This is a genomic window from Vitreoscilla stercoraria DSM 513 (assembly GCF_000382305.1).
Lineage (GTDB): Bacteria > Pseudomonadota > Gammaproteobacteria > Burkholderiales > Neisseriaceae > Vitreoscilla > Vitreoscilla stercoraria.
This window is the reverse complement of the sequence record NZ_KB908030.1, coordinates 1-13,353: the sequence shown is the minus strand read 5'-3', so window position 1 is coordinate 13,353 and position 13,353 is coordinate 1. Positions and strand designations below refer to the sequence as shown.

The following is a 13,353-nucleotide window of genomic DNA, read 5'->3' as shown; positions in this document are numbered from 1 at the left end:
TTCAGCTGTTTCGGTTTCAGCTGTTTCGGTTTCAGCTATATTCACCAAGGTAAGCAATGGCACATTGGCTTTTGCAGCTTCTTGCACAGCGACAAATACTGCTGCATCTTCGACTTTTGGCAAAATTTCTTCATTTTCAGGCAATAAAAGCTTGTCAACAATCGCCTTGGTCACGATTTCTTTAACATCAGCGTCCTGAATAGGTTTTGTCACCGTTTTTTTCGCTTTATTGGTCGCCTCTTGCATGTGCAAAGTGACCGAATCCAAATCCTTGCCTGCTGCAATGGCTTTAGCAGCAGGTTGGTATAAATGGGTGGCTTTAACCGAAGTAACTTTCAGCACTCCCGACAATGCCGAATGCTCTACTTGGGCAAATTGAGTCACTTGAGGCTTTGCCAATTCTGCAATCGGTGTTAAGCGATCTTCTTTATGATAGCGACGCTGATTGCGCAGCTGCTCCAAGCCTGCAATCCAATCGTCTTCTAAATCATCAACACCCAAATCCAAGCCTGCATTAGGCTCTAAAATGGCATCTTTCAAATGTTGTGTAAAAAACAATTGTGAGTCGAACACATCCGATGCCTCAGCATCATCCAACTCAGTCGATTTTTCTGTGGTGGGTTTGGCTTCTGTTTCAATAGGTGCAGGTGACTCAACCGCACGCTCTTGACTCAAACTCATGGTGTTTTTAGCTTGTGCATCCCATTCCTCTTGATAAGACGCAAGCAATTGTTTCTCTGGCACATTCACATCACCTGTATCTTCATTTGCCAAGTAAAATACCAAACTTTTATTCGGTTGCATCACTTACCACCCTTCAGCCATCGCCATCAAAACCATTTTTCAAAATCCATGAATATCATTATGACATTATATACAAATATTTTAACATTAATCTGACATAGTATTGAGACAAGTTTACAGGACGCTTGGAAGCCATCACTTATGCAAGCAACCTGACAAAATGCTGTGACACCGCTACAATAACCATTTTCATTGTATGGATTCAGACCATGTTAGATATTCAAGTGTTGCGCAACGACATGAACCGCGTTATCGATGCCATGCAAAGCCGTTCGTTTGCTTTTGATGCCGATGTCTTTGCACAATTAGATGAGCAACGCAAACAATTGCAAATGACCGCCGAAGAATTGCAAGCCAAGCGCAACCAAGTGTCCAAACAAATTGGCATTGCCAAAAGCAAAGGTGAAGACATTGCCCCTATCATGGCACAAGTAGGCTCTTTGGGCGAAGAACTCAAACAAGCTGAAGAAGCTTACAAAAACGTACAACAACAATTAGACGATTTATTATTGCATTTGCCTAATTTGCCACACGAATCTGTGCCTGTGGGCAAAAGTGAGAATGACAATGTCGAAGTGCGCAAAGTGGGCACGCCTCGCACCTTTGATTTTGAAGTCAAAGACCATGTCGATGTCGGTGCGCCTTTGGGCTTGGATTTTGAAACAGGTTCTAAATTGGCAGGTGCACGTTTTACTTTGATGCGCGGCCAAATTGCATTAATGCACCGTGCATTAGCACAATTCATGCTCAATACCCACACTTTAAAACACGGTTATACTGAGCATTACACGCCTTATATTGTGAATCCTGAAATTTTGTATGGTACAGGTCAATTGCCTAAGTTTGCCGAAGACATGTACGCAGTACAATCAGGCGACACCGAAGTTGATACTCAAAAACAATATTTGATTTCAACTGCTGAAATCACTTTGACCAATACCGTGCGTGAAAGCATTTTAAAAGCCAGTGATTTGCCAATTAAAATGACTGCTCACTCACCATGTTTCCGTTCAGAAGCTGGCTCTTACGGCAAAGACACACGCGGTTTGATTCGCCAACACCAGTTTGACAAAGTAGAAATGGTACAAGTGGTTCATCCTGAAACCTCTTATGCCGCTTTAGAAGAAATGGTAGGACACGCTGAGGCGATTTTACAAGCTTTGGAATTGCCATACCGAGTGATTACCTTGTGTACAGGCGACATGGGTTTTGGCGCGGCCAAAACATACGATTTGGAAGTTTGGGTACCCGCTCAAAACACTTACCGTGAAATTTCAAGCTGCTCCAACTGTGAAGACTTCCAAGCGCGCCGCATGAAAGCACGTTTCAAAGATGAAAATGGCAAAAACCAATTGGTACACACTTTGAACGGTTCGGGTTTGGCTGTGGGTCGTACTTTGGTGGCGGTATTGGAAAACTACCAACAAGCCGACGGTTCTATTACCGTACCAACCGTATTGCAACCATACATGAATGGCATCACCGAATTGCGTGCTTAAATGCAATGACAAAATTGTTTAGGAGACATCATGAAACGTGTTAATCCCTCTTCAGGCAGCGAAGAAGACTTGCAAAACTTCAATGAACAGCGTTTTTTGCAAAAATTGGCACGTTTTGCCGTCACTCTAGGCAAACCGGTCATTGAACAAATTTATGCTTTGTATTTTATGATGCTGTCACCTGACACACCGATGAAAAGCAAATTGATGATTGTCGGTGCTTTGTTATATTTTGTCAGTCCTATGGATGCCATTCCCGATTTACTGGGTCCTTTGGGTTTTAGCGATGATGTTGCGGTCATTGCTTTGGTCTTCAAGCAATTGAAAGATGGCATGTCTATCGACATCAAAGCCAAAGCGCTGGAAGCAACTGAAAAACTGCTCAAAAAAGTGCAATCTTAAATCACCCAGCATATAAAAAGCGTCCTGTAACATTTACAGGACGCTTTTTTATAGACTCTGATTTTATTTCAAAGCTTGCAAACCCATCACTTCATTTAAAAAGTTGGTAAATGCAGGATTGGTGGGTTTGTTTTGCATATTCGGCCAACGTTGGCTCCAACCGCTCAAAGCATTTTGAATCAAACGCTTAGATTGATCGGTATTGATTTGCCCACTTTGACTTTGTGTCGCAGCACGCAAATACACGGTATACACATTGTCATCCACACTATTGTGTCCGACCAATTTAACACGATATTCATTTAACAATTGTGCTGCTTGCACTTTGGTCAATTCGCCTTGACCCACACGTATGCTCAATTCATTGGCACGATTACGAATACTTGCCACATCAGACCAATGGTTTGCAGACAAGCGGTAAGGTGTCACTGTATTGGTTGGGATCACTACCACACCCGTATTACCTTGATTGGTGTGGTTGCTTGGACGATTGCCGCCACCAAACAAATCGTTGGTTAACGTCGTGGTACAAGCAGTTAAGGCAGAACTCATGGCCAATACAGACACAAGAAGTTTGAATTTTTTCATTACTATCAATATTCATCCAAAAAGTCACGCCTTAACTTACCGCATTTTGACCTGTTTAACAAGTCTTAAAACGACTTAAGCCAAATTTTCAAACAAAGCGGTAGACAAATAACGCTCACCGTTTGAAGGGATAATCACGACAATATTTTTGCCTTTGTTTTCAGGACGCTTGGCCACTTGTACTGCTGCCCACACCGCCGCACCTGAAGAAATACCCACCAAAACACCCTCTTGTGAACCCACTGCACGTGCTGTTTCAAAAGCCGCTTCGTTTGGCACTTGTACAATTTCATTGTAAGCATCGGTATTCAAAATCGCTGGCACAAAACCTGCACCAATGCCTTGAATCGGATGTGGACCCTTAGCACCACCTGACAAAACAGGAGACGCAGCAGGCTCAACCGCAATGATTTGAATGTTTGGATTTTTCTCTTTCAAGACTTCGCCTACACCGGTGATGGTGCCGCCTGTACCCACGCCAGCAATCACGATGTCGACTTGACCATCGGTATCGTTCCAAATTTCCAAAGCTGTGGTGTTGCGGTGTACTTCTGGATTGGCTGGATTTTCAAACTGTTGTGGGATGAAGAAACTGTCAGGATTGGCTTCTGCCAATTCTTTGGCTTTGGCAATCGCACCGCCCATGCCTTCAGGGCCAGGGGTCAATACCAATTCTGCGCCATAAGCACGCATCAACATGCGGCGTTCACGGCTCATGGTTTCAGGCATGGTGATGATCAATTTGTAGCCACGCGCTGCACACACCATCGCCAAACCAATACCAGTATTGCCAGAAGTTGGCTCTACAATCGTGGTATTTTGGTTGATTTTGCCAGCTTTTTCAGCCGCATCAATCATCGCCACCGCAATGCGGTCTTTCACGCTAGAACCTGGATTGAAAAATTCCAATTTTGCATACACGTTCGCTTCAGCACCATCGGTCACACGGTTCAATTTTACCAATGGGGTGTTGCCCACCAAATCAGTCACATTATTTGCAATATTCATGTTCATCCATCCTTCAGACGTTGATTAAATTTGATTGAATTCATTATGGCGTTTTTTGCACACAGGCGCAAAGAACATAAAACTATATCTATATGCCATCCATGTAACTGTTTGATGTCATGGTGCAGATTTTGACCACCATGTTTTCAAAGGCCAGCTAATAGGATCGTAATACAAGGGTAAAGGCTGCGCTTGCTCAAATTTATCCCAATACACCATGCGCCATTGGTCACTATACCATTGTGGTACCACATAATATTCATGCCGCAATACCCTGTCTAAAGCGCGCGATACATCCACCAACTCTTGACGGGTTTCAAAGTGTTCAAAACGCTTGAGCAACGCATCAATCGCCTCGTTACACGTACCGGCACGATTGCGTGAAGAAGGTGTCTGCGCAGCAGCACAACTGTGCATTTCTGCTTGCTCATTGCCAGGGCTTTGGCTTTGTCCATAATTGTGCGTGATGATGTCATAATCAAAACTTTGTACCCGTTTTTGATAAATGGCGCTGTCTACCAAACGCAAGCGTAGCGTAATGCCCAATTTAGCCAAGTCCCGTTGCCATTTGGCACTGACACGCTCAAACGTCTTGGCATTGGTTAAAAATTCCAACACTATCGGTTTGCCTTGTTTGTCTAACAATTGGCCATTTTGATAACGATAACCGCCCTGTAACAATAAAGTACGCGCCAACAATAAATTCGGGCGCACGCCTAGCACAGGCGACACCACCGCAGGCATAGGCACCGCTTGGGTCAACACTTCAGGACGCAATTTGTCTTGTAAAGGCTTTAAAACTTGACGCTCACCGTCTGAAATCATGCCCGTTGCCGCCAATTCGCTATTACTAAAATAACTGTAAGAACGGGTATACAAGCCATAAAACATTTGCTGATTGATGGTTTCAAAATCAAAACTCAAAGCCAAAGCTTGGCGCAACGTGCGATCATCCAAAGGCGCGCGGCGCGTATTCATCACATACGCTTGCAAACCTGCATTATTGGAATGGGCAAATTCTTTTTTAACAAAGCCTCGCTCATACAAGCTCGGATTGTTGTATGAGCGTGCCCAGTTTTTGGCACTGTTTTCATACGACACATCAAATTGAGCCGCTTTCAAAGCTTCTAAATAAGTCGTCGGATCACGGTAATAACGAAAACGCACTTGGTCAAAATTCCAAAAGCCTTGTCGAATGGGCAACGCATCTGCCCAATAATCGCTGCGACGTTGGTATTGCACCAAACGGTTGTATTCAAATCGTTCTAATAAATAAGGACCTGAGCCAATGGGCAACACGGTTGCGGCTTTGCCCAAACCATCGGGATAACTTTTGTGTGAAAAAATCGGAAACTGTCCCAAAATCAAATGCAATTCAGCATTTTTTTTGGCAAAATCAAATCGCACTGCTCGCTCACTCACCGCCACCACATCTTTGACATCCGCATAATAAAAACGGTAAAACGGTGAGGCCGCTTCATCGGTAGTCAAGGTTTTGAACGACGCCACCACATCTTGAGCCAAAACCGCATCGCCATTGCTAAAACGTGCTTTGGGATTCAAAGTAAATGTCACCGACAAGCCATCTTGCGCCAAAGCAATGTCTTGCGCCAACAAACCGTACATCGCAAACGGCTCATCCCAACTTTCTGTCATCAACGTATCAAGCAACAAACTGTCGCCAAACGCCTCAGCACCTGCCAATTTACTGCCTTTGAGCAAAAATGGATTGAGCGTATCAAAATCGCCCTGTACGCCCAAACGCAACATGCCACCTTTCGGTGCTTGCGGATTAACATAGGCAAAAGATTGCTTACCCGAAGCGTATTTGGCTTGCGTACCCAATGCCAGACCATAAACACCTGCAAAACTGACCTGACTCAAACACAACAATACACCCGTGATTGAACCAATATAGAGCCCTTGTTTGAAGCCTTGAAAAATGGTTTTGAACATGCTTGTTTATCCACACTCACCGCAGTAAAAAGCCTGCTTGTTTCTTAAATTATAGCTAAAATTCACCAACTTAAAATTTTTTATGCACATTGAATGAACCCTGTCGAAAAAATTACCTCTACATAAAATTAAGTAATGGCACTAATTGAATCTATCTGTTTGCAGTCATTTGTGAGTTCATTTGAGTAAGTTTGTTAAAGCAAGTCATTGGAGTCGGTATCACAATTGGCTTATAATCCACGCTAATTTAACTCATGATACCGTATAAGGATAATTTTATGGGATTTTTGCAAGGCAAAAAAATTCTAATCACTGGCATGATTTCTGACCGCTCGATTGCTTATGGCATCGCTAAAGCTTGTCAAAACCAAGGTGCAGAATTGGCTTTCACATTCGCCGTAGACAAACTCGAAGACCGTGTGCGCAAAATGGCCAAAGAGTTTGGCTCTGAATTGGTATTTCATTGCGACGTTTCTAGCGATGATGAAATCAACCAATTATTCGTCGATTTAGGTCAACATTGGGATGGTTTGGATGGTTTGGTACATGCCATTGCATTTGCGCCTAAAGAGGCTTTACATGGTGATATTTTGGAAAGCTTAGATCGCGAAGCCTTTGCCATCGCCCATGATATTTCTGCTTACAGTTTCCCTGCAATGGCCAGAGCAGCACGTCCCATGATGCAAGGTCGTAACAGTGCTTTGTTGACTTTGTCGTATTTGGGCGCTGTTCGTGCGATTCCTAACTACAACATCATGGGTATGGCCAAAGCCAGCCTAGAGGCATCTGTTCGCTTTACCGCTGCGGCAGTAGGCAAAGAAGGCATTCGCTGTAACGCCATTTCAGCAGGTCCTATCAAAACTTTGGCAGCTTCTGGCATTGCCAACTTTGGTCGCTTGTTAGGTCATGTGGCATCTCACAATCCATTGGGTCGCAACGTAACTACCGAAGAAGTCGGCAACGTCGCTGCATTCTTGTTATCCGACTTGGCTTCTGGCATCACAGGTGAAATCACTTACGTCGATGGCGGTTACAGCATCAATGCGTTGAGCGTTGAAGAAGGTCAGTAATACACTGTTTGCTTTCAGTCTTACCCAACACCCATGGAACCCTTGGCAAAATCACAGTCAAAAGAACTCATGCGTGTTGGGAATGTATATTTCTGATCCACATGATGCAAAATCATCAGATTTTCAAATAATCAATGGACAGTGGTCATCATACTGCTCATATATTCATTGTGGAGGAGTAAAAAATATGGTTCGTAAATTTGGCACAGAGTTACGCGAATTTTTAATGCGTGGCAACGTCATTGACTTGGCGGTTGGTGTGGTCATCGGTGGCGCATTTGGTACCATCGTCAAATCATTGGTTGATGATGTCATCATGCCACCCATTGGCTTGTTATTAAACGGCGTTGATTTCAGCGAATTGTTTATCACCTTGAGCGATGGCAAAGGAACAGGCGATTACGCCACGCTCGCAGCCGCACAAGCTGCAGGAGCTGTGACTTTGAATTATGGTTTGTTCATCAACGCCATCATCCAATTTATGATTGTTGGCACCGCCATTTTCATGTTGGTGCGCACGGTGAATAAATTGCATCGCAAAAAAGAGGAAGAACCAGCAGAAGTCACCACCAAAGAATGTGGTTTTTGCTTTACCGAAATTTCCATCAAAGCACATCGTTGTCCACATTGCACATCGCAATTGGACAATGTCAGCGATGCCCAATAAGCGTCCTGTAAACTTCAAAAAGCCGCTGCTTATATTGCAGTGGCTTTTTTTTCATCATGCATTTACACATCCAAACTGGATTTTTTCATTTGCCAGTTTTCATACGCTTGCGCCAAAGCCAACAAAATGGTTGCTGTCACACCCCAAACAATGTGTTGATGCGGAAATTGTACGGTGTAAAACAATTTTTGATGGCGTTCTATTGGATAAGGGCGGTAGTTTTCAGGACGCATTAAATCGGCCAAAGGAATGCGAAACACCGTTTCCACTTCATCAGGATTGATGCTCATCTTCACCGCTTCATTCAAAACCCCAATCACCGGATGCACTTCATAAGCACTGATGGTCGGTAAAGGTGGCAACTGCCCATAGACGGTAATTTGCTGTGATGCAACACCCAGTTCTTCTTCGGTTTCCCGCAAAGCCGTGGCAATCAAGCTGGCATCTTCTTCATCTTTTTTACCACCTGCAAACGACACTTGTCCCGCATGTTTTTGCAAGCGACTAGAGCGAACGGTTAAGATAACTTGCGGAATTTTCAGGTTTTCAATCAATACCAATACCGCAGCTGGCTTAAACTGTTGCATGCCCAATTCAAAAAACCATTGCTTTTGATCGGCCAAATTGGGGTAATTTATTTGGCTCAAATCGCTTTGTACAAAGGTTTGCCAATCATGCCAATCCAAAAATGCTTTCGTCATCTCTAGACATTCATCCGAAAAACAAGCAGTATAACCTGTAACAAACATGTTGATGACAACAAGCGCTAAGATAATCTGCTAACTATGTAAGTGTATTTCATCTTTCATAAAACAATGGTAGGCTGTTTATTGTTATTCATACGTATACAAAACCACACACAAGCCTAAAAAAAATAAGATCCAAAGTTTTCAGTTCCTTCGAGCAGTTTAGATTAATTAGCAATGCCATCCACCTAAAGGAGATGCGTGTGAATCAGCCTTTTAATTTTGATCCAAAGAAAATGAACGAAGCCATGGAACAATGGCAAAAATTGTGGCTATCGGGCTGGCAGCCTGCACAAAAGGCTTCTCCACCACCAACACCTGTATTTGACAACAGCGCTTGGCAAAACATGTTGAACCAGCAAACGGAATTGTGGCAAAAAAATTTAACCAAAATGTTTTCCATGTCTGGTCATCAAGGTGTGGCAAATCCATTTGGTACGTTTAACCCATTAAACAATACCCCAGAAGCTTGGCAACAATTGCCTTTTTTCCAAAACATGCAAAAAATGTATGAGCACACTTGCGATTTTGTGGAACAACAATTAGAAAAAAATCCCGCTTATGCAAAGTTGTCTGCAGACCAGCAAGACAATATCAGTTTCATGACTCGTCAATATTTGTCAGCATTGCATCCTAACAATTATCTGATGACCAACCCTGACGCCCTACAAGAAGCCTATCAAACCCAAGGTCAAAGCTTGGTGAAAGGCATGCAAAATTATTTATCTGACTTGGAAAAAGGCCGCATCACCATGTCAGAAGAAGCAAGTTTTGTAATGGGTGAAAACATCGCTGCTACCGCTGGCAAAGTGGTTTTAAAAAACGAATTGATTGAATTGATTCAATACACGCCCACTGCTGCCAAAGTCTATGCCAAGCCTTTGTTGATTGTGCCGCCTTGCGTCAATAAATATTATTTGATGGATTTAGGTCCTCAAAAATCTTTGGTTGAATACTATGTTGAGCAAGGCTATAACGTCTTTTTAGTGTCTTGGCGCAGTGCCGTGGAAGAAACCAAACACTTTACTTGGGATACCTATGTTGAGCGTGGTGTCATCAGTGCCATCAATGCCGTTGCCAGCATTACCAAACAAGAAAGCATCAATGCCTTAGGCTTTTGTATTGGTGGTTTGATTTTGTCTACGGCATTGTGTGTGATGAAAGCCCGTGGCGAACAGCGTGTGGACAATTTGATTTTGATGACATCGATGGCAGACCATACCGAGCCAGGCGATATCAAATACTTCTTGTCTGAAGATGTGGTGCGCATGCGTGAAGCGAAAATAGCACAAGGCGGCATCATCAGTGGTTTAGAGTTACAGGCCACTTTCTCAGCTTTGCGCCCTGATGATTTGATTTGGAATTATGTGCAAAACAATTATTTGAAGGGCAAAACCCCGTCTTCATTTGATTTATTGTATTGGAACAATGATTCTGTCGATTTGCCATTGCCAATGCATACCTTCTTCTTGCGTCAATTTTATTTGAACAATGCTTTGACCAAACCAGGCAGCATGAGTGTTTGTGGCGTACCGATTGATTTGGCGCATTTGGATATGCCAATTTACTTCTTCTCCGCCGAAGCCGATCACATCGTGCCTTGGTTGGCGGTATATTCAGGCTTACCTTTGTATGGTGATGCTGCCGAACGCCGTTTTGTGTTGGGAGAATCAGGTCATATTGCAGGTGCTATCAATCCTGTTTCTAAAGACAGACGCAGTTATTGGACAGGCAATATTGAAGGCAAAACAGCAGAACAATGGCGCGCCAGCGCAGAAAATCACAAAGGCAGTTGGTGGAAAGACTTGAATACTTGGTTGTCTAACCGCTCAGGAAACTTGGTTGCTGCCCCACGTACATTGGGCAACACCTCACACAAAGCCGTGGCAGAAGCCCCAGGCGAATATGTACAAGCCAAAGCCATGAATGTGGTTAAAGCTCATTTGGTGTAAATTATCCAAACACCAATCATTACAATGGAGAACAATATGACTGAAGTAGTAATCGTTGCAGCAAAACGTACCGCCATCGCCAATTTCGGTGGCAGCTTGGCAAGCTTGAAAGCCGCTGATTTAGGCGCCACTGTGATCAAAGCCTTGCTAGAAGAAACTGGCGTTAAAGCTGTGGACGAAGTGATCTTGGGTCAGGTTTTGACTGCAGGTGCAGGTCAAAACCCAGCCCGTCAAGCGGCCTTAAAAGCAGGTTTGGGCATCGAAACCCCTTGTATGGTCATTAACCAAGTGTGTGGTTCAGGCTTGAAAGTGACCCATTTGGGCGCACAAGCAATCAAATCAGGCGATGCTGACATCGTGATTGTTGGTGGCCAAGAATCCATGTCTCAATCACCTTACTTGATGCCAGCGGCGCGCAATGGCTTGCGCATGGGCGATGGCAAAATTGTTGACTCTATGGTGTCTGACGGTTTGACCGATGTGTATAACAATTATCACATGGGTATTACCGCTGAAAACATTGCTGAAAAATACAATATCAGCCGCGAAGCACAAGACCAATTGGCTGTGGCATCACAAAACAAAGCCGAAGCGGCACAAACTGCGGGCAAATTCCAAGGTGAAATCGTGCCTGTATCGATTCCACAGCGCAAAGGTGATCCAATTGTGTTTGACACCGATGAGTTCATCAAAAAAGGTGCCACCATCGAATCTATCAGCAAACCAAAACCTGCTTTCAAAAAAGACGGCACAGTGACCGCAGCCAATGCATCAGGCATCAACGATGGCGCAGCAGCAGTGATGTTGATGTCTGCTGAAAAAGCAGCTGAATTGGGTTTGAAACCATTGGCGAAAATCGTCGCTTACGCATCAGCTGGTGTTGAGCCTGAAATCATGGGCATGGGTCCTGTACCTGCGGTACAAAAAACTTTGGCAAAAGCGGGTTGGACTTTGGACGAAGTGGATTTGATTGAAGCGAACGAAGCGTTTGCAGCACAAGCTTTGGGTGTGGCGGGCGAATTGAATTTTGACTTGAGCAAAGTCAATGTCAACGGCGGTGCGATTGCTTTGGGTCACCCAATTGGTGCTTCTGGTACCCGTATTTTGGTGACTTTGTTGCACGAAATGCAACGCAGCGAAGCCAAAAAAGGCTTGGCGACTTTGTGTATCGGCGGTGGCATGGGCGTGGCTTTGGCAGTTGAACGCGTGTAAATCTGTTTGATTGCAATACCATCAAGCGTCCTGTAAAAGTTTACAGGACGCTTTTTGTATCTGTTTAATATATCCAACAACCAGAACTGTCACTGTGAAAAAATTCTAATTTAATATTATTAAAATCTTTGTTCACGGCTTGGCACATTTTTGCGATTCGTTTTGTCACATGATCGCAATAATCTTGGTTATTTTCAAAGACAGATATAGCTATTCTGTTTACATTTGATTTAAGAATTTGCTTTAAGATATGGTCATCTTGCTCACCAAAACCCCAACCATAAATGGTTAAAGATTCTTTCATTTTAGGAATCACCTCATGGTAAACAGTCGACAAATACGAACTATTGTGAATGGCGGTTTCTTTTTGTTTCGTCTCACCCTCACTAACAAATATCGGCACACTCTCGCCATCATTCCAAACTCTAAAAATGCTTGCTAGCAAATTGGCCTCTACGCCGCCGCCCTTTACCTTAAATTCATACTCTTCAATATCTCTCGTCAAAATCAAATTGCCATGAGGATAAAAAACCAATGTATTAGACCATGCTCGATCAAGCGTACGACAACTCTCCCAATTTTGATTAAACTGCCCATAGCCATTAAAACAATCTTTATAAGTATGCATACGACCATTATTTTTATTCTTATTATTGCCCCACATCATCATCCAATAAATCAGCAAATCATAATTCAGTGAAATAAGAGTTTTAAATTGAGATGAGAACTTATGCATTTTTTCAAATTTATCTATCACTGAATCATAACTTGGGTGATTTTGTTGGATAGTTTGAATCAGGCAATCTCGGATATTTTGGTAAGCTTCTTCAGCAATTGTACCGTCTGGCACTTTTAAAATTTTATTAACTGTATTCGCTTGCCAAACCAATCTCAAAACCAATTCAAAATCATCGGTTTTAAAATTTTTGAATAAATCATTAACACTATCAATCATAAGACCTGCTCTGCAAGCTTTGTCTTTAAGATTTTTGTAATTAAAATCACCCGAAATAGCGATACTCGCACCATTACCCAAAAGAATAGAACCATTTTCATAACGGCTTGCAATATCCTGCCAATCATAAATTTCACGAACCATTTCCCCTCCAGCCTTCTTCAATCCAGCCTTCTTCAATATCAAATTCTATTTATAATATATGCGGATTCAACCGGTCAGCGCAACACCAATCCTACTTTTTATGTTAAAAGGATTGTTATGGTTTCCATACATGGAGCAATGACTGATGAACGTAAGAAACGAATCTGGTTTCTATGGAAGCAGGGAAAGCCTATGGCCTTCATTGCCAAAGACATTATGAAACCACCTGCGACCGTTTACTCATTTCTAGAATACCATGGTGGTATTGAACCTGATATTCGACGCCGAAAAGCGACCGATTTAACCTTGCAAGAGCGCGAATGCATTTCTCGAGCATTGGCAGCAGGACT

Annotated in this window: 12 protein-coding genes; 6 read left to right on the top strand and 6 right to left on the bottom strand. The window is 43.1% G+C overall.

Annotated elements, in window-relative coordinates:
• The coding region (locus H150_RS0110025; RefSeq protein ID WP_026353636.1) for a hypothetical protein at window positions 1-804 on the bottom strand (804 nt) is incomplete at its 3' end.
• A gap of 209 nt (window positions 805-1,013) precedes the next feature.
• Here H150_RS0110025 and serS point away from each other — a divergent pair.
• Window positions 1,014-2,303 carry a serine--tRNA ligase gene (gene serS / locus H150_RS0110020; RefSeq protein WP_019958927.1) on the top strand — a complete coding sequence of 430 codons (1,290 nt, stop codon included), beginning with the start codon at window positions 1,014-1,016 and terminating at the stop codon, window positions 2,301-2,303.
• 30 nt (window positions 2,304-2,333) lie between these two features.
• Complete coding sequence (locus H150_RS0110015) at window positions 2,334-2,705, top strand: YkvA family protein (RefSeq protein ID WP_019958926.1); 372 nt, start codon at window positions 2,334-2,336, stop codon at window positions 2,703-2,705.
• Between the two features lie 63 nt (window positions 2,706-2,768).
• Here the strand turns inward: H150_RS0110015 and H150_RS0110010 are convergent, their stop codons facing one another.
• The 3 genes from H150_RS0110010 to H150_RS0110000 form a co-directional block, all read right to left on the bottom strand.
• Complete coding sequence (locus tag H150_RS0110010) at window positions 2,769-3,302, bottom strand: hypothetical protein (RefSeq protein WP_026353635.1); 534 nt, start codon at window positions 3,300-3,302, stop codon at window positions 2,769-2,771.
• Window positions 3,303-3,368: 66 nt separating this feature from the next.
• The gene (gene cysK / locus H150_RS0110005; RefSeq protein WP_019958924.1) at window positions 3,369-4,301 is read right to left on the bottom strand and encodes a cysteine synthase A; all 933 of its coding nucleotides are present in this window, start codon (window positions 4,299-4,301) and stop codon (window positions 3,369-3,371) included.
• 117 nt (window positions 4,302-4,418) lie between these two features.
• On the bottom strand, window positions 4,419-6,257 hold the full coding sequence (locus H150_RS0110000; protein ID WP_019958923.1) for an extracellular solute-binding protein: 1,839 nt from the start codon (window positions 6,255-6,257) through the stop codon (window positions 4,419-4,421).
• A 278-nt stretch (window positions 6,258-6,535) separates the two neighbouring features.
• Between H150_RS0110000 and fabI the strand changes: the two genes are divergently transcribed.
• The gene (gene fabI, locus H150_RS0109995; protein WP_019958922.1) at window positions 6,536-7,327 is read left to right on the top strand and encodes an enoyl-ACP reductase FabI; all 792 of its coding nucleotides are present in this window, start codon (window positions 6,536-6,538) and stop codon (window positions 7,325-7,327) included.
• Window positions 7,328-7,514: 187 nt separating this feature from the next.
• The gene (gene mscL, locus H150_RS0109990; RefSeq protein WP_019958921.1) at window positions 7,515-7,994 is read left to right on the top strand and encodes a large-conductance mechanosensitive channel protein MscL; all 480 of its coding nucleotides are present in this window, start codon (window positions 7,515-7,517) and stop codon (window positions 7,992-7,994) included.
• 62 nt (window positions 7,995-8,056) lie between these two features.
• Here the strand turns inward: mscL and H150_RS14225 are convergent, their stop codons facing one another.
• Window positions 8,057-8,695 (bottom strand): CoA pyrophosphatase, encoded by a 639-nt coding sequence (locus tag H150_RS14225; RefSeq protein WP_019958920.1) that lies wholly within the window; start codon window positions 8,693-8,695, stop codon window positions 8,057-8,059.
• Window positions 8,696-8,937: 242 nt separating this feature from the next.
• Between H150_RS14225 and H150_RS0109980 the strand changes: the two genes are divergently transcribed.
• Both H150_RS0109980 and H150_RS0109975 read left to right on the top strand, forming a co-directional pair.
• Complete coding sequence (locus tag H150_RS0109980; RefSeq protein ID WP_019958919.1) at window positions 8,938-10,692, top strand: PHA/PHB synthase family protein; 1,755 nt, start codon at window positions 8,938-8,940, stop codon at window positions 10,690-10,692.
• 36 nt (window positions 10,693-10,728) lie between these two features.
• Window positions 10,729-11,904 carry an acetyl-CoA C-acetyltransferase gene (locus H150_RS0109975; protein WP_019958918.1) on the top strand — a complete coding sequence of 392 codons (1,176 nt, stop codon included), beginning with the start codon at window positions 10,729-10,731 and terminating at the stop codon, window positions 11,902-11,904.
• Between the two features lie 64 nt (window positions 11,905-11,968).
• Here H150_RS0109975 and H150_RS0109970 read toward each other — a convergent pair whose 3' ends face one another.
• Entirely contained in the window at window positions 11,969-13,003 is a 1,035-nt protein-coding gene (locus tag H150_RS0109970) for a DUF4917 family protein (RefSeq protein WP_026353633.1), read from the bottom strand.
• Between the last annotated feature and the right edge of the window lie 350 nt (window positions 13,004-13,353).

Excerpts from the sequence above, each read along its gene's own strand:
- serS (WP_019958927.1), top strand. The coding sequence starts at position 1,014 with ATGTTAGATATTCAAGTGTTGCGCAACGACATGAACCGCGTTATCGAT.
- H150_RS0110015 (WP_019958926.1), top strand. The coding sequence starts at position 2,334 with ATGAAACGTGTTAATCCCTCTTCAGGCAGCGAAGAAGACTTGCAAAAC.
- cysK (WP_019958924.1), bottom strand. The coding sequence starts at position 4,301 with ATGAATATTGCAAATAATGTGACTGATTTGGTGGGCAACACCCCATTG.
- H150_RS0110000 (WP_019958923.1), bottom strand. The coding sequence starts at position 6,257 with ATGTTCAAAACCATTTTTCAAGGCTTCAAACAAGGGCTCTATATTGGT.
- fabI (WP_019958922.1), top strand. The coding sequence starts at position 6,536 with ATGGGATTTTTGCAAGGCAAAAAAATTCTAATCACTGGCATGATTTCT.
- mscL (WP_019958921.1), top strand. The coding sequence starts at position 7,515 with ATGGTTCGTAAATTTGGCACAGAGTTACGCGAATTTTTAATGCGTGGC.
- H150_RS14225 (WP_019958920.1), bottom strand. The coding sequence starts at position 8,695 with ATGACGAAAGCATTTTTGGATTGGCATGATTGGCAAACCTTTGTACAA.
- H150_RS0109980 (WP_019958919.1), top strand. The coding sequence starts at position 8,938 with ATGCGTGTGAATCAGCCTTTTAATTTTGATCCAAAGAAAATGAACGAA.
- H150_RS0109975 (WP_019958918.1), top strand. The coding sequence starts at position 10,729 with ATGACTGAAGTAGTAATCGTTGCAGCAAAACGTACCGCCATCGCCAAT.
- H150_RS0109970 (WP_026353633.1), bottom strand. The coding sequence starts at position 13,003 with ATGGTTCGTGAAATTTATGATTGGCAGGATATTGCAAGCCGTTATGAA.